This window comes from Rhodococcus sp. 05-339-2, assembly GCF_002258965.1.
Taxonomy (GTDB): Bacteria; Actinomycetota; Actinomycetes; order Mycobacteriales; family Mycobacteriaceae; genus Rhodococcoides.
In genome coordinates, this window is the sequence record NZ_NOYW01000021.1 from 94,991 (window position 1) to 114,579 (window position 19,589).

17 protein-coding genes and 1 tRNA gene are annotated in these 19,589 nt (G+C 65.1%); 10 read left to right on the forward strand and 8 right to left on the reverse strand.

Annotated features, from left to right (window positions below; all coding sequences use genetic code 11):
• Window positions 1-3 precede the first annotated feature (3 nt).
• Together CH273_RS24825 and CH273_RS24830 are read right to left on the reverse strand one after the other, a co-directional pair.
• The gene (locus CH273_RS24825; RefSeq protein ID WP_179275548.1) at window positions 4-2,049 is read right to left on the reverse strand and encodes an NADPH-dependent 2,4-dienoyl-CoA reductase; all 2,046 of its coding nucleotides are present in this window, start codon (window positions 2,047-2,049) and stop codon (window positions 4-6) included.
• Window positions 2,046-2,573: a PadR family transcriptional regulator gene (locus CH273_RS24830; RefSeq protein ID WP_027497612.1), complete on the reverse strand. Its 528-nt coding sequence runs from the start codon at window positions 2,571-2,573 to the stop codon at window positions 2,046-2,048. Before CH273_RS24830 ends, CH273_RS24825 begins: the two co-directional genes overlap by 4 nt.
• 83 nt (window positions 2,574-2,656) lie before the next feature.
• Here CH273_RS24830 and CH273_RS24835 point away from each other — a divergent pair, with 83 nt between their 5' ends.
• Window positions 2,657-3,979 carry an MFS transporter gene (locus CH273_RS24835; protein ID WP_032394621.1) on the forward strand — a complete coding sequence of 441 codons (1,323 nt, stop codon included), beginning with the start codon at window positions 2,657-2,659 and terminating at the stop codon, window positions 3,977-3,979.
• Here the strand turns inward: CH273_RS24835 and CH273_RS24840 are convergent.
• Together CH273_RS24840 and CH273_RS24845 are read right to left on the reverse strand one after the other, a co-directional pair.
• Window positions 3,970-4,800 carry an alpha/beta fold hydrolase gene (locus CH273_RS24840; protein ID WP_032394790.1) on the reverse strand — a complete coding sequence of 277 codons (831 nt, stop codon included), beginning with the start codon at window positions 4,798-4,800 and terminating at the stop codon, window positions 3,970-3,972. The two genes, CH273_RS24835 and CH273_RS24840, sit on opposite strands and share 10 nt — an antisense overlap.
• Before the next feature lie 29 nt (window positions 4,801-4,829).
• Entirely contained in the window at window positions 4,830-5,480 is a 651-nt protein-coding gene (locus CH273_RS24845) for a TetR family transcriptional regulator (protein WP_230596664.1), read from the reverse strand.
• A 171-nt stretch (window positions 5,481-5,651) separates the two neighbouring features.
• Between CH273_RS24845 and CH273_RS24850 the strand changes: the two genes are divergently transcribed.
• The 3 genes from CH273_RS24850 (at window position 5,652) to CH273_RS24860 (ending at window position 8,267) form a co-directional block, all read left to right on the forward strand.
• Window positions 5,652-6,764 (forward strand): ferredoxin reductase, encoded by a 1,113-nt coding sequence (locus tag CH273_RS24850; RefSeq protein ID WP_032394620.1) that lies wholly within the window; start codon window positions 5,652-5,654, stop codon window positions 6,762-6,764.
• A gap of 61 nt (window positions 6,765-6,825) precedes the next feature.
• On the forward strand, window positions 6,826-8,010 hold the full coding sequence (locus CH273_RS24855) for a fatty acid desaturase family protein (RefSeq protein WP_032394619.1): 1,185 nt from the start codon (window positions 6,826-6,828) through the stop codon (window positions 8,008-8,010).
• 23 nt (window positions 8,011-8,033) lie between these two features.
• Window positions 8,034-8,267 carry a hypothetical protein gene (locus CH273_RS24860; RefSeq protein WP_032394788.1) on the forward strand — a complete coding sequence of 78 codons (234 nt, stop codon included), beginning with the start codon at window positions 8,034-8,036 and terminating at the stop codon, window positions 8,265-8,267.
• 65 nt (window positions 8,268-8,332) lie between these two features.
• On the opposite strand, the gene CH273_RS24865 is transcribed toward CH273_RS24860, so the two are convergent.
• From CH273_RS24865 to CH273_RS24875, 3 genes are all read right to left on the reverse strand, one after another.
• On the reverse strand, window positions 8,333-9,460 hold the full coding sequence (locus CH273_RS24865) for a methyltransferase (RefSeq protein ID WP_052049350.1): 1,128 nt from the start codon (window positions 9,458-9,460) through the stop codon (window positions 8,333-8,335).
• A complete protein-coding gene (locus CH273_RS24870; RefSeq protein WP_032394618.1) occupies window positions 9,457-10,599 on the reverse strand; it encodes a N(5)-(carboxyethyl)ornithine synthase in 1,143 nt (380 codons plus the stop codon). The genes CH273_RS24865 and CH273_RS24870 overlap by 4 nt, the downstream gene beginning before the upstream one ends.
• Before the next feature lie 71 nt (window positions 10,600-10,670).
• Window positions 10,671-10,743: transfer RNA gene (locus CH273_RS24875), tRNA-Arg, on the reverse strand.
• A gap of 145 nt (window positions 10,744-10,888) precedes the next feature.
• Between CH273_RS24875 and CH273_RS24880 the strand changes: the two genes are divergently transcribed.
• Both CH273_RS24880 and CH273_RS24885 read left to right on the forward strand, forming a co-directional pair.
• Window positions 10,889-12,046, forward strand: coding sequence for an XdhC family protein (locus CH273_RS24880; protein ID WP_032394617.1), 1,158 nt, complete (start codon window positions 10,889-10,891; stop codon window positions 12,044-12,046).
• 44 nt (window positions 12,047-12,090) lie between these two features.
• A complete protein-coding gene (locus CH273_RS24885; protein ID WP_032394616.1) occupies window positions 12,091-14,154 on the forward strand; it encodes a cytochrome c oxidase assembly protein in 2,064 nt (687 codons plus the stop codon).
• 12 nt (window positions 14,155-14,166) lie between these two features.
• Here CH273_RS24885 and CH273_RS24890 read toward each other — a convergent pair whose 3' ends face one another.
• The gene (locus tag CH273_RS24890; protein WP_052049349.1) at window positions 14,167-14,592 is read right to left on the reverse strand and encodes a MarR family winged helix-turn-helix transcriptional regulator; all 426 of its coding nucleotides are present in this window, start codon (window positions 14,590-14,592) and stop codon (window positions 14,167-14,169) included.
• A 146-nt stretch (window positions 14,593-14,738) separates the two neighbouring features.
• On the opposite strand from CH273_RS24890, the gene CH273_RS24895 reads away from it, so the two are divergent.
• The 4 genes from CH273_RS24895 (at window position 14,739) to ettA (ending at window position 19,589) form a co-directional block, all read left to right on the forward strand.
• A complete protein-coding gene (locus CH273_RS24895) occupies window positions 14,739-16,487 on the forward strand; it encodes an ABC transporter ATP-binding protein (RefSeq protein ID WP_032394614.1) in 1,749 nt (582 codons plus the stop codon).
• A 10-nt stretch (window positions 16,488-16,497) separates the two neighbouring features.
• Window positions 16,498-17,148, forward strand: a complete 651-nt coding sequence (locus CH273_RS24900) for an IMPACT family protein (protein WP_230596663.1) — start codon at window positions 16,498-16,500, stop codon at window positions 17,146-17,148.
• A 165-nt stretch (window positions 17,149-17,313) separates the two neighbouring features.
• Entirely contained in the window at window positions 17,314-17,793 is a 480-nt protein-coding gene (locus CH273_RS24905; protein ID WP_032394613.1) for a single-stranded DNA-binding protein, read from the forward strand.
• Window positions 17,794-17,909: 116 nt separating this feature from the next.
• On the forward strand, window positions 17,910-19,589 hold the full coding sequence (gene ettA, locus CH273_RS24910; protein ID WP_032394612.1) for an energy-dependent translational throttle protein EttA: 1,680 nt from the start codon (window positions 17,910-17,912) through the stop codon (window positions 19,587-19,589).

Genomic DNA, 19,589 nt, shown 5'->3' on the forward strand with positions numbered 1-19,589 from the left:
AGATCAGATCGTGGCCGCGAGCCGGGTGCCTTGCTCGATGGCCCTCTTGGCGTCGAGCTCCGCTGCGACGTCCGCACCGCCGATGACGTGTGTGGTGGTCCCCGCGGCCTTCAGTTCGTCGACCAGGTCGCGTACCGACTCCTGGCCCGCGCAGATCACGATGGTGTCGACCTCGAGAACGCGCGAACGTTCGTGCTTGTCACCGAAGGAGATGTGCAGCCCCGCGTCGTCGATCTTCTCGTAGTTGACGCCCGAGAGCTGATGCACACCTTTGGCTTTCAGTGCAGCGCGATGGACCCAACCGGTCGTCTTCGCCAGCCCTGTCCCGATGCGTCCCGGCTTGCGTTGCAGCAGATACACCTCACGCGGAGACGGTGCGGGCACCGGAGTCGTCAACGCCCCCGGCGCGGCCTCGGGCTCGGTGACGCCCCACTCCTGCTTCCATTCCTTCAGATCCAACGTCGGGGAGGCGTCGGTGGTGAGGAACTCGGAGATGTCGATACCGATTCCGCCGGCACCGATGACCGCGACCCGATCGCCGACGGGCCTGCCGTCGCGCACCAGTTCTGCGTACGACAGCACCGACGGATGCTCGATGCCGGGGATGTTCGGAATCCGGGGAGTGACGCCGGTGGCGAGTACCACCTCGTCGAACTCGCCCGCGATCAGTTCTGCGGCGGTGACCCTGGTGTCGAGGTGCACCGCGACGTCGGCGGAGCGCAGTGCGCTCGAGAAATACCGGATGGTCTCGGCGAATTCCTCCTTGCCGGGAATGAGCCGCGCGATACCGAACTGTCCACCGATCTCGCTTCTGGCCTCGAACAGGCTGACGGCATGTCCGCGTTGCGCGAGATTGAGTGCGGCAGCCAGGCCTGCGGGTCCGGCTCCGACGACCGCGACCTTCTTGGTCTTCTTCGTCGGCAGCAGCTGTAGATCGATCTCACGTCCGGCACGAGGATTGACCAGGCAGGAGACCTTCTTGTGGACGAACGCGTGGTCGAGGCAGGCCTGATTGCAGGCAATGCAGGTGTTGATCCGGTCCGCCGAGTCGGTCGCGGCCTTCTCGACCCAGAACGGATCTGCCAGCATCGGCCTGGCCATCGCGATCAACTGTGCGTCGCCGCGGGCGAGGATGTTCTCGGCGATCTCGGGCATGTTGATGCGATTGGACGCGGCGACGGGGATGGCCACGTGCTTCTCGAGCTTGCCGGTGATGTCCGCGAATGCAGCGCGCGGCACCGAGGTGACGATGGTCGGCACTCGCGACTCGTGCCAGCCGATGTCGGTGTTGATGATGTTCGCACCCGCGGCTTCGACGTCCTGCGCCAGTGCGACGATGTCGTTCCAACTCTGGCCCTGCTCCACCAGATCGGCCATCGACAGCCGGAACACGATGAGGAAGTCCGGGCCCACGGCTGCCCTCGTCTGCCGCACGATCTCCACGGCCATTCGCCGGCGATTCTCCGCCGAACCGCCCCACTCGTCTCGTCGCCTGTTGGTGCGCTCGGAGAGGAACTGGTTGATGAAGTAGCCTTCACCGCCCATGATCTCGACGCCGTCGTATCCGGCGCTCTGGGCGAGCCGAGCGCAGCGCACGAAGTTGCGGATCTGCCAGCGGACGCCCCGCGAGGTCAGTCGCCTGGGCCGAAAAGGGTTGATGGGGGCCTTGATCGACGACGCCGAGACGCTCAGCGGCTGATAGGAATAGCGCCCGGCATGGAGGATCTGCAGTGCGATCTTGCCGCCCTCGCGGTGCACGGCAGCGGTGATCCGTCGATGTCGGCGGGCTTCGATGCGATTGGTCAGCTTGGCCCCGAACGGCAACAGCCAGCCGGTGCGATTGGGGGCATAACCCCCGGTGATGATGAGTGCGACTCCGCCGCGGGCACGCTCGGCGAAGTAGGCCGCCAATCGGCCGGTGTCGCGGGCGCGATCTTCGAGGCCGGTGTGAATCGATCCCATGATCACGCGGTTCTTCAGCGTGGTTGCGCCGACATCCAACGGCGACAACAGAATCGGATACGGGCCAGCGGTCTGCTCGATCGTCACAGCTTCTCCAATACCTCGGTGCACCACTCGGTGAATCCTTCTTCGACGCGAATTCCGCCGCGCAGCACCAGATATTGATGCAGCGCGGTGCCGGTGAGGGCAGCGGGAGCCGGAAAATCCTGTTTCTCGATCAGTCGATAGACGTCGAGGCGGGTGGCATGTACATCGCGATGGCGGGCGACCTCGACCTTGAGAGCCTCGATGTCGCCGTTGGCCGCACCGCGGATCTTGACGGCCAGCTCCTCGCGTAATTGCGAAGGGTCGGTCGGCGCGGCGATCCAGCGGTCGAGTTCGGCCCGGCCCGCAGCGCTGACGGAGTACACCTTCTTGTCCGGCCTGCCGTCCTGCGCGACCGCCTCGCCGGTGATCCACCCGGCCCCGTCCATTCTCGTCAGAGTCCGATAGATCTGCTGATGCGTTGCGCTCCAGAAGAACCCGATGGACTTGTCGAAGCGACGGGCGAGCTCGTATCCCGAGCCGCTGAGCTCGGTCAGGGAAACCAGGATCGCGTGTTCCAAAGCCACATCCGAGAGTATGTATGCAACGCGGTGCTTATGCAACTAGGTGCAACTGGGCGCGAGTCCGACGCGGACTAGTGTTGGCAAACATGGGAACCCAGCCGGAGGCCGCTGTCGTCGGAGTCGCCACAACGCGCAAGCAGGTCACCGCCTGGGGGTTCTGGGACTGGGGCTCGGCGGCGTTCAACGCCGTTGTTCTCACGTTCGTGTTCTCGGTGTATCTCACCGATGCAGTCGGCGACGACCTACCCGGTTCGATCTCGGCCACCACCTGGTTCAGTTGGACAATTGCCGTGTCCAGCGTTGTGATCGCGCTCCTCGCACCGGTCTGCGGGCAATACTTCGACGCGCGTGGCAAACGCAAGTGGCTGCTCGGAGTGTTGACCACGCTGACGGTCGTCGCCATGGCAGGCCTGTTCTTCGTCCGAGACGACTACCACTATCTCTGGCTGGGCCTGCTGCTGCTCGGTCTCGGGTCCATCATGTTCGAGCTGGCCAGCATCCCCTACAACTCGATGCTGCGGCAGGTCTCCACGCCGGAGAACATCGGCCGGGTATCCGGGTTCGGTTGGTCCATGGGCTATTTCGGCGGAATCGTACTGCTGCTTCTGTGCTACGTCGGCTTCATCGCCGGCGACGGCGACACCCGCGGGGTTCTGGGTCTGAGTACCGACGGTGGACTCAACATCCGACTCGTCGCGCTGCTCGCTGCCGTGTGGTTCGCCGTCTCGGCCGTCCCGGTGATGTTCTCCGTTCCCGAAGTGCCGCGAGCCGTCGCCGATCCGAAGGCCGCCGAAGCCGGGTTCGCGGCCTCGTACCGTGTTCTGTTTCGCGATGTCCGTGAGCTGTGGAGCGCAGACCGGCGCGCCGTGTACTACCTGATCGCCAGTGCACTGTTCCGAGACGGACTTGCAGGTGTCTTCACCTTCGGGGCCGTTCTCGCCGTCAGTGTCTACGGCATCGGTGCGGGTGACGTTCTGCTGTTCGGCGTCGCCGCCAACGTCATCGCAGGCCTCGGTGCCATCGTCGCCGGGCGGTTCGACGACAGAATCGGACCCAAGAAGGTCATCGTCTTCTCGCTCACGTCCATGATCGCGGCCGGAACCGTTCTGCTGTTCGTCTCGGGACCGACGATGTTCTGGATCTTCGGGCTGATCCTGTGCCTGTTCGTCGGACCGGCGCAGTCGTCCGCTCGCACCTTCCTGGCCCGGTTGGCTCCGCCGGGACGAGAAGGTCAGTTCTTCGGACTGTTCGCGACGACGGGTCGTGCCGCGTCGTTCCTCGCACCGTCTCTGTTCGGCCTGTTCGTGTGGATCTTCGACGCCGACCGCGCGGGTATCGCCGGGTTGATCATCGTTCTCGCTGCCGGTCTGCTGGCGTTGCTGAAGGTGCGGGCTCCGGATCAGGTCTGAACGGAGTCGATACGGGCCAGGATCTCGGCCGTGAGTTCCCCTGGGGCTTCCTCCGGGATCCAGTGCGAGATGCCGTCCAGTTCGACGAATCGGTATGGTGCATCGACGAATTCGCCGCAGCGCTCCGCTCCCGCTCGACCGATGGCGGTGTCGCCGTTGCTCCAGACGTATGTGGTGGGCACGGTCACCGGCGTCAGGTTCGCGAACTCTCTGGTCATCGCGGCATACCAACTCGATGCGGCCGTCAGCGCCCCGGGGACGGTGAGATGACGAACGTACTCGTCGTCGAGGCTCTCGGCACCGAACATCGCGCGCAGACGCTGCGCGTCGTTCTCCACCAGAACTCGCTCGGCCTTCTCCGGCTCCCGAAGCAGGCCGAAGTACTTCGACCGCTCCTGCTGATCCGGATCCTGACGGATGGCCCAGTTGAATGCAGCCGAATGCGGGACCGACGCCGTGGTGAGCGTGCGCACGCGGTCCGGATGCTCGGCCGCCACGTGCCAGGCGACCACCGCACCCCAGTCGTGTCCGACCAGATGCGCCGAGGGCACCTCGAGTGCGTCGAGCAGGCCGAGAACGTCGCCGGTGAGACGTTCGATGCGATAGTGCTCGACACCGATCGGGCGGGCACCGGGGGAGTAGCCCCGCTGGTTCGGGGCGATCACACGACAGCCTGCGTCCACCAAGCCGGGCGTCACCGCGGTCCACGACGCGTTGGTCTGCGGAAAGCCGTGCAGTGCAACCACCGGAACACCGTCCGACGGACCCGATATCGTAACGTCGAACACGTACTCGCCGACTCGTACCTCGGTCATGAACATTCCTTCGCGGCCGTCTCGTTCTCGAACGGTCAAGCCCGTCGTGGTTCCCATCGGCTCATTCCGAGCATGATCATGCGGATCTGCTTCTCGGTCCGCTGAATCAGGTCCTTCTCGTTCTGACTACCCGGCCTGTCGATTTCCAACAGTCCGACCACCGCGGTGAGCATCGTCGAGACGAGTAGGTCGGCCGTCATCTCGAGGTCGGCGACGTCCCACTGCTCGAGGCCGGGCATGCGGCAGAGGTCGATGGTCAGCTCGCTGACGAACAGGCGTAGCTCGGTGGCGAAGGCGCGCCGCACCTCGGTGACGCCGCCGTACCGTTCACGACTGAGAAATCGGAACTGATCCTCGTGGGTACGAACCTGGCGGACCAGGATGCCGAAGGATTCGGTGGCGGTCGTGGCGCTCGGGTTGCGTCGAGCGTCGCGCAGCATCTGCCGCAGCATGCGCATGCTGTCCTCGACGAGCGCGACGCCGAGGTCCTCCATGGACGCGAAGTGTCGGTAGAACGCGGTGGGGACGATGCCGGCGGATCGGGCGACCTCACGCAGGCTGACGCTGGCGAAAGAGCGCTCGCGTAGCAGGTCGAGGGTGCCCTCGATCAATGCCTGACGCGTGCGTTCCTTGCGCTCGGCACGGGTCCCCGGTTCTGTCACAACGTCCAGTTTATGGGCGCGCATTCTGTGATCTCCCTTCCGGTTCCTCCCCGACACCCACGGAACGGTCGATTCGCTCTGTAACGGCTGTCACATAAACGTTGACAGGTACCGGTGTCGCTCTGCCACACTCATGTTAGTGCACAATCGTTCACTGAATGGGTCGTAGGTTTCGATCCGGTTAGGGAGGATGGAATGACGCTTCAAGAACGTCCGCCGCGGACCTCGGGTTTGCGCAAGTTCTCGCTTCTTTCCCTGTTCGAGGCCATGGCCACACCCCACGCGCTCGACCGGTACCTCGAACTGGTCGATCCCATGACGACCGTTCGAGACCTGCGCGGTGAGGTTACTGCGATACACCGGTCCACCGAAGAATCGTTGACTCTCACCATCCGCCCCACGCGTCAGTGGAAGGGATTCAAGGCCGGCCAGTTCGTTCAGGTCGGCGTCGTGATCGACGGTGTTCGTCACACCCGCTGCTATTCGCCTGCCTGCTCGCAGTACCGCAAGGACGGCCGGATCGAACTGACGATCAAGGCGCATCCCGAGGGGCTGGTCTCGCAGTACCTGCACAAGAACGCGCACGTCGGTCTGGTGGTCAGCCTGTCCCAGGCGGACGGCACGTTCGAGCTTCCCGAACCACGCCCGGCGAAGACGTTGCTGATCAGCGGTGGCAGCGGCATCACGCCGGTGCTGTCGATGCTCAGGTCGCTGCTGGACGAGGGGTACAGCAGCGACCTGACCTTCCTGCACTACGCGTTCACCGAGAACGACGTGGCGTACAAGAAGGACCTGGAGAAGATCGCTGCAGAGCACGAGAACGTGAACATCGTCTTCGCGTACACCGAGCAGAAGACGGGCGGCGACCTGTACGGGTTCTTCGGCCAGGAACATCTCGACGCAGTGGCCCCGTGGTTCGCCGAGGCCGACACCTTCCTGTGCGGACCTCCTGGGCTCATGAAGGGCGTGACGTCGTTCTTCGACGACGCAGGATTGAGCGAGCGGCTGCACCTCGAGGAATTCACGCCCTCGTTCGCCACCGTCAGTGACGACGTCACCGGAACCACGACGTTCTCCGGCAGCGATGTGTCCTCGGAGAACGACGGCGAGACGCTGCTCGAACAGGCCGAGGCGGCGGGCCTCTCACCGGCGAACGGTTGCCGGATGGGAATTTGCTTCACCTGCACCTCGGTGAAGAAGTCCGGCTGCACCAAGAACATCAAGACCGGTGAGACCGACACCGAATCCGACAAGAAGATCCAGCTGTGCGTGTCCGTTGCCGTGGGCGACGTCGACATCGACATCTAGATCCACCCCTGACACCGACAGTCCAGACCCATCTCGACCCGATCGAATTGGAGACCAGCAGATGCTCGGAACGATTCTCTCGATCCTGCCCACCACAGTCCTTCCCTTCCGCCGCAACGAGACGTTGCCGGACGAGCCGACCGTGCTGACCTACGAACAGGTCCAGGAACTCGGCCGCGAGCTCGACGATCTGCGCGCCCGCACCGTCGCCAAGCTCGGCGACGAGGACCGCGAATACATCTACAAGATCATCAAGGCCCAGCGCGGCCTCGAGATCACCGGACGCGCACTGATGTACCTGCCCTTCCTGCCGCCTGCGTGGCTGGCCGGAGTCGGTGCCCTCGGTGTTGCGAAGATCCTGGACAACATGGAGATCGGCCACAACGTCATGCACGGCCAGTACGACTGGATGCGTGAGCCCGGACTGAACTCCGAGGTCTTCGAGTGGGACACCGTCTGCCCGGCGGATCAGTGGAAGCATTCGCACAACTACATGCACCACACCTTCACCAACATCGTCGGCATGGACCGCGACATCGGCTACGGCGTGCTGCGGATGGACCAGGAGCAGAAGTGGAACCCGTACTACCTCGGTAACCCGGTCTACGCGTTCCTGCTGATGACGTTCTTCGAGTGGGGCGTGATGCTGCACGACCTCGAAACCGAGAACATCGTGGCGGGCAAGCGCAAGTGGCACGACGTGAAGCCGCTGCTGCAGGGCATGTGGCGCAAGGCCGGCAAGCAGGCGCTCAAGGACTACGTGATCTTCCCAGCGCTGACCGGGCCGTTCTTCGTCTCGACCGTGGTCGGTAACGTGGCCGCGAACCTCATCCGCAACGTGTGGACCTACTCGATCATCTTCTGTGGACACTTCCCGACCGGAGTCCAGACGTTCAGCCAGGAAGAGACCGCAGAGGAGACCCGCGGCGAGTGGTACGTGCGCCAGATGCTGGGTTCGGCCAACATCGAGGGCACCCCGCTGTTCCACATCATGTCGGGCAACCTCTCGCACCAGATCGAGCACCATCTGTTCCCCGACCTGCCTGCGCATCGGTACCCGCAGATCGCGCCCGAGGTCAAGGCCCTGTGCGAGAAGTACGATCTGCCCTACAACACCGGCGGCTTCTTCCACCAGATCGGCACCGTGTGGGGCAAGATCTTCAAGCTCGCGCTGCCCAATTCGCTCACGGGATCGGCGGCTCCGGCCGGTGTTATCGTCGAGCGTAAGAAGACCAGCGCAGCGTGACGACTTCGAAGGGGGCGGTCCTGTTGGTAGGAAAGTTCGAGCGCAACAAGGACACCGTGCAGGAATTCACCGAATCTGCCGCGACTCACGTCGGCCGGATCGTGGTGATCATCGCCGGAGCCGTCCGCGACGTCACTCGCGAAATCGGTGACCTGATCACCGACGGAATCGAGATGCGCGAGGCCGCGAAGAAGGCGGAGCGTGACGCCCCGCTGGGCACCGTGATCAACGGTGAGTTCGAGACCCGCGAACGGTAGAGCGGTACAAGATCGACGCAGCGCCGCCCGAGCATCACTCGGGCGGCGCTGTCGTGTGTCCACGCTCAGCGTGCGCGCAGCCGCCACAACGACGTGGTCTCGCGCGAGCGCGCCTCGTGCAGCACATCGGAGCTGTCGGTGACGCGTGAGTGCGTCGGGGTGGTGTCGGTGCGGCCGACGACGGCCAGACCCGCAGCGTCGATGGCGGTGAGAAGGTCTGCGCGAGTGACCAGTTCGAGCAGTTCGGCGAGGTCGGAAACCACCAGCCATGCTTCACCGTCAGGCGTCAGGTGCCCGCGGAGCCGGCTCAGGAAGGATTTGAGCATTCGAGACCCGGGGTCGTACACCGCATGTTCGATGCCCGATGTCGGTTTCGTGGGGATCCAGGGCGGATTGCACACGATCAGTCCCGCGCGGCCGGACGGGAAGATGTCGGCCTGCACCACCTCGACTCGATCGGCGTACCCGAGAGCATCGATGTTGGCTCGTGCGCACGCGACCGACCGCGGATCCTTGTCGGTCGCGACCACCGAGGTCACCCCGCGCCGGGCGAGTACCGCAGCCAGCACGCCCGAGCCGGTGCCGATGTCGAACGCTCGGTCCGTGTCCGGCAGCGGGGCGTCGGCGACGAGCCGAACGTACTCGCCGCGGACAGGGGAGAAGACTCCGTAGTGCGGATGGATCGAGGCGTCGAGCGCCGGAACGAAGACGCCCTTGCGTCGCCACTCGTGTGCGCCGACCATCCCGAGCAGTTCGCGCAACGACAGCACGCACGGCGCGGCGTCCGGGCCGAGAGCGTCCGTCACGGCCGCCCGCACGTCCGGTGCCCGGCCGAGATCGAGACGGACATCCGAATCGAGTTCCACCAGAAGCATTCCCAGCACTCGCGCACGTCGCGCTTGATACTGGCGGTGCAGATGGAACCGCTCCGCACCCGACGCGGCCGGCAGGTGTTTCGCTGCCGGTACCCGCCGGGCCATCGCCGTCAACAGCTGTCGTGCGTTGTTGTAATCGCCGCGCCACAACAACGCCTCACCGATCGTGGCCATCTTGTACGCCACGTCGGCGGTGGTCGAATCGTTCACGATCCGCACCACGCGCGGTGGGGGAGCGCCGTTCTCGGACTGCCAGCGAGACGTCCGCTCGCTACCGTCCTCGGTCCAGCCGATGATCGACGCTGCGTCCTCGTTCATGCGGCGGTGTGCGGGTACTCCGCACTGCGGTGTTGGAACGCAAGGATATTGGGGTTGACGATGACGCCGCTCCTGATCTCGATCGATCGCTCGATGGTGGCATCACGGCTCCAGGCCGAGGGGCCGTCGAGGACGGTTCGCAGGTAGGGCAGCAACGATTCGCTGATCTCCCAGGTGGCCGAGTTCCACAGATAGGACGGGCTGTGGTCGACGGCGTAGTACTTGACGTTGTCGCCGACGGTGAACATGGGATCGGTGAACGAGGTGGGTCTGGCCCATTCGAAGCCCATTCCCTCGTCGCAGGAGACGTCGACCACGAGAGTTCCCGGTGCGAGAGTGGGCAGATCGTCGTTCGTCAGGAACGTCAACGGTGCATTGGTGTCCTGCAGAACACAATTGACGATCACGTCGTGGTCGGCGAGGAACTGGGACAGCGGCACCCGTCCCTCGGGCGTGAGAGCTCGGCTTCGTCGGGGATCGGCGTCGTCGAGATCGAAGTTCACGATGTTGGCCGAATGAATGGGCGAACCGACGGCCGTGACACCGCGTTGTGTCAGGACGTCGACGTCGTGGATGCCGTGCGCGTTCAGAGCGGTGACGGCACCGCGGGCCGTGGCCCCGAAACCGATGACCGCGGCACGCAACCGTCGGCCGTAATCGCCCGTGGAACCGATCAGTTGCAGTGCGTGCAGCACCGAGCAGTAGCCGGCCAGTTCGTTGTTCTTGTGGAACACATGGAGATTGAACCAGCCGTCCTGCGTCCAGTGGTTCATGGCCTCGAACGCGATCAGTGTCAGCTTGCGTTCGACGGCGATCTGGGTGAGGGCTCGATCCTGGACGCAGTGCGGCCAACCCCACAGGGTCTGCCCGGGGCGAAGCGCGGCGAGATCCTCGGCTTGCGGCTTCGGCAGCAGGATCACATCGCATCGAGCGATGAGTTCGGCACGGGTGCCGATGCCCGCTACCTGCGCGGCCAAGTGCTCGTCGGACAGTCCGAACGGCTCGCCGTAACCGGATTCGAGAAACATGCGGGCTCGGATGTCGGCATCGATGCGATCGAGATGAAGTGGATGAATCGGAAGTCGCCGCTCATTCGGCTTGCGTGAACGTGAGAGGACTCCGAGAGTGAGCTGATGCACGTGTGACCCTTCGTTACCTCGAAGTCAACCACAGCGGGCCGAAGCCCTAGGCGTTCGTGCTGGTCAGAGGGTGCCCCCGGCAGGATTCGAACCTGCGACCAAGGGATTAGAAGGCCCTTGCTCTATCCCCTGAGCTACGGAGGCTGGCGCGTGCGGAGTGGACCCGCTCGAGCACGGTTGACGAGTGTACCTTTCCGCCCGTGCCGTCGAAGCAGGCACGGGTTGAGCTGGCATCCTGAGGGGAGCCGGTGTTCTCGGAATCCTTCCGACCTGTGCCGAGGGAGGTTCGATGCACGACATCCTGGACGACGTACTGCACATCTGGCAGTCCGGCGACGTGGCAGCGGTCGCGACGGTGGTTCGCACTTTCGATTCGGCACCGCGTCCGGTCGGGGCGTCGATGGTCGTCGGTCCGGACGGTGCCGTTGCCGGCTCGGTCTCGGGCGGCTGTGTCGAGGGTGCGGTCTACGACCTCGCACAGGACGTGATGGATTCCGGCGCGCCGGTTCTCGAGCGATACGGGATATCCGACGACGATGCCTTCGCCGTCGGGCTCACCTGCGGCGGAACGCTCGACGTGTTCGTGCAGCAGATCTCTCGACACACGTTTCCCGAATTCGAGGCTCTCGTCGCGGACGTGCGTGGCAACGTGCCCGTGGCGATGGCGACCGTCGTCGCACACACCGATCCGGAACGGCTCGGTCGCAGGATCGTCGTCGGAGAATCGGGTACCCGTGGCTCGCTCGGCAGCTCGCGGGCCGACGCCGCCGTGGCCGACGATGCGAAAGGGCTTCTCGCCGCGGGCCGTTCGGCCGTCCTGACCTACGGGCCGGACGGTCAGCGACGGGGGGAGGGGATGGAGGTGTTCGTGTCGAGCCACGCTCCGCCGCCTCGGATGCTGGTCTTCGGAGCCATCGATTTCGCCGCCGCGGTCGCGCAACAGGGCGTATTCCTCGGTTACCGCGTCACCGTCTGTGATGCGCGTGCCGTCTTCGCGACACCGCAGCGGTTCCCCGCCGCCGAGCAGGTCGTGGTCGCGTGGCCGCACGACTATCTGGCCGAGCAGTTCGCGGCCGGAGAGGTGGACGAACGCACCGTCGTCTGTGTGCTGACCCACGACCCCAAATTCGACGTGCCGCTGCTCGAGGTGGCGTTGCGCATTCCCTCTCTGGCGTTCGTCGGTGCGATGGGATCGCGCCGTACCCACGACGACCGCACGGCTCGGTTGCGTGCGGCGGGTCTGACGGAGATCGAACTCACTCGTCTGGCGAGTCCGATCGGGCTCGACCTCGGAGCGCGGACGCCTCAGGAGACAGCGGTGTCGATCGCCGCGGAGATCATCGCCCACCGTTGGGGCGGTACCGGTGAACCGCTGCGCGCCCGACACGGTCGCATCCACCACGACGCGACCGAAGCCGTGAGCACCGGCAAGTACGACGCTGTGTAGGACTCGCGTTTCGACTACCGCCGATCACCTCTTACTCTGGTGGTATGGCAACACCGGATCTCGAGAAGACCGAACCCTCGACCGCTGAACTGCAGGCGGACGATGTCCGGGCGGATGTGGATCCGCGTTCGGCCACGACGACGGTGTTCGTCACCGCGGGCGTCATCGCCGGTGTGGTTGCCGCGCTCATCGTGATGCTCTCCGCGTCCGACGCCTTGGTGTTGCTCGGAATCCCGGACCCGGGCCCGGCCACCACCTATGGTCTGCCCGCCCTGCGGGCGATCGGCGAGATCGCTGCCGTCATCGCCATCGGATCGTTCCTGCTGGCCGCGTTCCTCGTGCCGCCGCAGAAGAACGGCGTGCTCGACGTCGACGGCTACCGCGCCGTGCGCACCGGTTCGGTCGCCTCGATCGTCTGGGCCGTCTGCGCGCTGCTCCTGGTGCCGCTGACACTCTCCGACACCTCCGGGCAGCCGTTCACCGAAGCCATCAAGCCGGCGAACCTCTGGATCGCGCTCGACCAGGTGGAGATCGCCAGCGCCTGGCGTTGGACCGCCATCATGGCCGTTGTGCTCGCCATCGCGTCGCGCACGGTGTTGCGGTGGGCCTGGACTCCCGCACTGCTCGGGTTCTCCCTGGCGACGCTGCTGCCGATCGCGCTGAGCGGCCACTCCTCGGCGGGCGGATCGCACGACATCGCCACCAACAGCTTGATCCTGCACCTCGGAGCCGCGTCGCTGTGGGCGGGCGGACTGTTCGCGCTGCTGGCACACGTTCGCAGGCACGGTGCGCATGCCGATGTCGCGGCTCGCCGATTCTCCACGATCGCCGGAGTCTGTTTCGTGGTGATGGGCATCAGTGGCGTCATCAACGCGTTGGTTCGTGTATCGATCTCCGACCTGTTCACCACCACCTACGGCCTGCTGATCGTGGGCAAGATCGTGGCCCTGATCGTGCTGGGCGGTTTCGGCTGGATGCAGCGTCGCCGCGCACTACCGGCCCTGGTCGCCGATCCCTCGGCCCGTGGGCCGCTGCTTCGTTTCGCCGGAGCCGAGGTGCTGGTCCTCGCGGCGACCATCGGACTGGCCGTCGGGCTCGGCCGCACACCGCCTCCCGCCGAGATCGACCCCGATCTCACGCCGACCGAGGCTGCACTCGGATACGACCTCAGCGGCCCGCCGACGTTCGCGCGGATGGCGCTGGACTGGCGCTTCGATCTGATCTTCGGTACCGCTGCCATCGTCATGGCCGTGGTGTACCTGATCGGCGTTCGTCGACTGCGGCTGCGCGGCGACGCGTGGCCCGTCGGCCGTACCGTGGCCTGGGTCCTGGGCTGCCTGACGCTTCTGATCAGCACGTCCTCGGGAATCGGTCGCTACTCCACGGCCGTGTTCAGCGTGCACATGACCGGTCACATGATGCTCTCGATGCTGGCACCGGTCCTCCTCGCGCTCGGTGGTGCGTTGACGCTGGCACTGCGGGTGCTGCCCGCGGCGGGCAAGGACGGCGTTCCCGGAATTCGTGAATGGCTGTTGCTCGGACTGCACAGTCGAATCTCGCAGTTCCTGACCCATCCGCTCGTCGCCTCGTTGATCTTCGTCGGCGGCTTCTACGTCCTCTATCTCGGTGGCATCTTCGGAGCGGTACTGGACAGTCACGGCGCGCACCTGCTGATGAACCTGCACTTCGTGCTCAGCGGTTACCTGTTCTACTGGACCGTCATCGGCGTCGATCCGTCCCCGCGCAAGATCGCTCCGGTCACCAAACTCGCAGTCGTGTTCGGTTCGCTGCCGTTCCATGCGTTCTTCGGCGTGGCGCTGATGAGTATGAACACCGTGATGGGTGCCTGGTTCTACCGGACGCTCGGGCTGGATTGGAACTCCGATCTGCTCGGGGATCAGAAGCTCGGCGGCGGTATCGCCTGGGCCACCGGCGAGGTTCCGCTGGTGCTCGTCATGCTGGCGCTGCTGATCCAGTGGTCCCGCAGCGACGATCGGGATGCCAGGCGTGGTGACCGCGCCGCCGAGCGCGATCACGATGCCGATCTGGCCGCGCACAATGCGATGTTCGCCGAGCTCGCTCGACGCGATCGAACCGGCGAGCACTGATCGGCCTTCGGGTCAGTCCGTCTCGGCGATCTTGCTCAACAGTCGGTTCAGCTCGACGCGTTCCGCAGGCTCCAGGCCGTCGAACATTTCCGAGGACACCTGACGGCGTGCGTCGTCGATCCGGTCCAGCAGCGCACGGCCAGTGTCGGTCAGCTCGACCAGGACGGCTCGCCGATCGCTCGGATCCTGTTGCCGCGTCACCAGATGCGCCGCCTCGAGGGAGTCGACGATGTCGGTGGCCGACCGCGCCACGATCCGCAGGTGTTCGGCCAAATCGCGTAGTCGCACGGACTCGGGCTCGCGCGCCAACACGTGCAGGGCTCGGCTCTGCGAAGGATTGAGGCCGAACGGTTCCAATGCAGCCATGTGGCTGCGTCGGATGCGCCGCGCAACGGCCATGAACGAATCGCTCAGGTTGGGCGAGTGTCCGGTTTCCATGCAACGGATCATAGCGACGGTTGCCCGTTACCTCATAGTGAGGTAGCCTCTGCATATCACTTCGGTGACCCTGCACTTCAGCTACCACGGAGGTCTACTTGGAAAGCCGACCCGAACGTTCTCTCCTCGCGTCCGATCCAGCACCCGTGCGCCGAGTCCTGGCTCTGTTCACGCCCTACCGCCGCAAGATCGCCGCCGTCAGCGCGATCATCGTCGTCAGCGCGATCATCGCGCTCGCGTCCCCCTTGCTTCTTCGCGAACTCCTCGATCATGCGATACCCGACCGCGACGTCACGCTCGTCAGCTTCATCGCACTCGGCATGATCGCAGTTGCAGTCGCCACCAACACTCTCGGCGTCGTACAGACCTGGATGTCCAACGGCGTCGGTCAACGACTCATGCACGATCTTCGCGTCCAGGTCTACTCGCACCTGCAACGCCAATCCCTCGGGTTCTTCGCGCGCACCCGCACCGGCGAGGTCCAATCACGTATCGCCAACGACATCGGCGGCATGCAATCGGTGGTCACCAACACCGCCACGTCCATCGCGCAGAACGCCACGACCGTTGCCGCGACGGTGGTCGCACTCTTCCTGCTGGACTGGAAACTCGCCACGTTCTCGTTGATCATCCTGCCGGTCTTCGTCCGCGTCGCCCGCCGCATCGGCGACGAGCGGCGCAAGATCTCCACGAAACGACAGAAGTTGCTCGGCGACCTGTCGGTGCAGATCGAGGAATCACTGTCGGTCAGCGGCATTCTGCTTGGCAAGACCACCGGTTCCGCCCAGGCTCTGACCGACAAGTTCGCCGCCCGGTCCCACGAGGTCGCGGGCGTCGAACTCGCGGCGATGATGGCCGGAAAATGGCGAATGGCCACCATCCAGATCAGCTTCGCCGTCATGCCTGCACTGGTGTACTGGTTCGCCGGCATCACCATCGGGCAGGGGAGCGCGCTGACGATCGGCACCCTCGTCGCGTTCACCGCTCTGCAGACCCAGTTGTTCCGGCCCACCATGCAGTTGCTCAACACCGGTGTCGAGGTGCAGGCCTCGCTCGCCCTGTTCGGTCGCGTGTTCGAGTACCTCGATCTACCGATCGACGTGGCCGAGCCCGCCCACCCGGTGGCACTGCCCCGGGAGACCGTCCGCGGCGACGTCGCCTTCCGCGGTGTCGAGTTCACCTATGCCGCGGCAACGGTTCCGACCTTGAGCGACATCGACCTCGAGGTGCCGGCCGGAAGCACTCTCGCCCTGGTCGGTGCCACCGGATCCGGTAAGACGACCCTGGGCTATCTCGTTGCGCGGCTGCACGATCCGACGGCCGGAACGGTGACCATCGACGGCATCGATCTGCGGGAGCTCGCATCGGAGACGATCGCCGACCTGGTCGGCGTCGTCTCCCAGGAGACGTACCTGTTCCACGCCACCATTCGAGAGAACCTGCGATTCGCCAAACCCGACGCCACCGACGAGGAGATCGTCGCGGCGGCTCGCACGGCGCAGATCCACGACTTCATCGACGGCCTCGACGACGGCTACGACACCATGGTCGGCGAGCGCGGGTACCGCTTCTCGGGCGGTGAGAAGCAGCGCATCGCGATCGCCAGAACGGTGCTGCGCAACCCGCCGATCCTGGTGCTCGACGAAGCGACCAGTGCTCTGGACAATCGCACCGAACGCGCAGTGCAAACCGCGCTCGACGGCCTGATGGAGGGGCGAACGACCATCCTCATCGCGCATCGACTGTCCACGGTGCGCTCCGCGGACCGCATCGCAGTACTCGACCACGGCGTCGTTCGCGAGGTCGGAACCCACGAGTCCCTGCTCGAGAACGACGGCATGTACGCCCAATTGGTCCGTGCCGCAGACGATGTCGTGGACAGTGTGGCTGCATGAGAGTGACCGGGTGACCCCACTGCGCACCATCGCGAGCCGCGTCGAGTGCGAGACCGACGTCAAGAAGTCCAGGTTCGTCGCCGTCGTCGATCGCGCGGGCACCGAAGCGGAGGCGCGGGCGGTGATCGCCGCAGCTCGCAAGGCCGATCCTGCTGCCGGACATCATTGTTCGGCTTTCATCGTCGATTCCTCGGCCGGCGACACACTGGCCGACCCCGATCAGCGCATCGAGCGGTCCAACGACGACGGTGAACCCGGTGGCACGGCAGGTACACCGATGCTCGACGTGCTCCGCGGCCATCACCTGACCAACGTCGTCGCGGTCGTCAGCAGATACTTCGGCGGAACCAAGCTGGGCACCGGCGGACTGGCGCGTGCCTACGGCGGCGCGGTGACCGAGGCGCTGTCCGGAGCGACGTTCCTGACTCGGGAGCGACGCGAGATCATGACGCTCGAACTCGATCACGCCGAGGTCGGCCGGGTGGAATCGGAACTGCGGGGGCACGGAGTCCTGGTGGTCGGCACCTCCTACGGCGCGTGCGCGGTACTGACCGTCGCGGTGCCGGACGCCGATTCGACTGCGGCGCTTGTTGCTTCGCTCACTGCGGGCCGCGTAGTTCCCGTGCTCGACGGCCACACGTACGCCGAAATTCCCGACTAGCACACCTCCCCGACATTCTCGGCTCGCACGGACCCCGATTCCGGCCGTTCATCCACAGACCGGGCAGTTGTCCACATTTCGCCGACTCGTTCACCGCAGACGTTCTCCGCGTAGCAGTCTCGAACTCGATCGCAATCACGCGACATCGATCGAGGGGAAGACAACATGTACGAAGCACAATGCGCCGTGGTCGGCACGGTCATCACCAATCCCGTCAAGCGCTCCACGCCCACCGGCGACGAGGTCCTCAGCTTCCGGATGGCCAGCAACGCCCGACGGCAGGACCGCAACACCGGCGAATGGACCGACGGTGGAACCCTCTACCTGACGGTCACGTGCTGGCGTCGCCTGGTGCGCGGCGTCGGGGCGTCGCTGATGAAGGGCGACCCGATCATCGCCTACGGACAGCTACGCACCAACGAGTACACCAATCGTGACGGAGTCGAACGCGCGGATCTCGAGATGCGGGCCAGCGCCGTCGGACCGGATCTCGCGCGCTGCAACGTCTCGATCCACCGGACGCGAGCGGTGGCATCCGACGCTGCGACGGACGGCGATTCGGGAGCGACCGAACCCGTGGACGCGGATGAGGATCGCGATCACGACCGCATCGACGACGACGTGCGCGAGTCCGTTCCGGCCTGACGCGCTCCCGGGACCCGCCGTCCGCGCTGCATCGGAACCTACGATCGGGTGTGGACGGCGGCTGCGCCCTCGGGCGGTGGTGCCGGAGACTCGCTCGCACCGATAAGCTGGGCGTCATGGCTGAATTCATTTACACCATGAAGAAGGTGCGCAAGGCGCACGGCGACAAAGTCATCCTCGACGACGTGACGATGAGCTTCTATCCGGGAGCGAAGATCGGCGTCGTCGGCCCCAACGGCGCCGGTAAGTCCAGCATCCTCAAGATCATGGCGGGAATCGATCAGCCCGGAAACGGTGAGGCGTTCCTCGCTCCCGGTGCCTCGGTCGGCATCCTCATGCAGGAACCGGTCCTCGACGACACCAAGACCGTTCGTGAGAACGTCGAGGACGGCCTCGGCGAGACGATGGTCCAGCTCAAGCGGTACAACGAGATCGCCGAGCTGATGGCCACCGACTACTCCGACGAGCTGATGGAAGAGATGGGCGAGCTGCAGGAAAAGCTCGATCACGCCGATGCCTGGGAGATCGACTCACAGCTCGAACAGGCGATGGACGCGCTGCGCTGCCCGCCGCCCGAGTCGCCCGTCACCAACCTCTCCGGTGGTGAGAAGCGCCGCGTGGCGCTGTGCAAGCTGCTGCTGAGCAAGCCGGACCTGCTGCTGCTCGACGAGCCGACCAACCACCTCGACGCCGAGAGCGTGCTCTGGCTCGAGCAGCACCTGGCCGCGTACTCGGGTGCAATTCTCGCCGTCACACACGACCGGTACTTCCTCGACCACGTGGCGCAGTGGATCGCCGAGGTCGACCGCGGACACCTGTACCCGTACGAGGGCAACTACTCCACGTACCTGGAGAAGAAGGCCGAACGCCTCGAGGTATCGGGCAAGAAGGACCAGAAGCTGCAGAAGCGCCTCAAGGACGAACTCGCCTGGGTTCGCTCCGGTGCAAAGGCGCGTCAGGCCAAGAGCAAATCTCGTCTGGCTCGTTACGACGAGATGGTGGCCGAGGCCGAGAAGACCAGGAAGCTCGACTTCGACGAGATCCAGATCCCCAACCCGCCGCGCCTCGGCGACGTCGTGGTGGAGGTCAAGAGCCTGGACAAGGGCTTCGACGGCCGCGTGCTGATCAAGGATCTCTCGTTCACGTTGCCCCGCAACGGCATCGTCGGCGTCATCGGCCCCAACGGTGTCGGTAAGACGACGCTGTTCAAGACGATCGTCGGGCTCGAGGAGCCGGACGGCGGTGAGGTCAAGATCGGACAGACGGTCAAACTCAGCTACGTCGACCAGAACCGGTCGGGCATCGACTCGAAGAAGACGGTGTGGGAGACGGTCTCCGACGGCCTCGACTTCATCACCGTCGGCAACTCCGAGTTCCCGTCCCGCGCGTACATCAGTTCGTTCGGGTTCAAGGGTCACGATCAGCAGAAGCCTGCAGGAGTTCTGTCCGGTGGTGAGCGCAACCGTCTGAACCTGGCGATGACACTCAAGCAGGGCGGCAACCTGATCCTGCTCGACGAGCCGACCAACGATCTCGACGTCGAAACGCTCGGATCGCTCGAGAACGCTCTCGAAGAATTCCCCGGTTGCGCCGTGGTCATCTCGCACGACCGGTGGTTCCTGGACCGCACCTGCACGCACATCCTGGCGTGGGAAGGTGGCTTCGGCGACAACGAGGCCGCGTGGTACTGGTACGAGGGCAACTTCGAGGGCTACGAGGCCAACAAGGTCGAACGCCTCGGACCCGACGCGGCCCGTCCGCATCGCGTCACACACCGGAAGCTGACCAGGGACTGA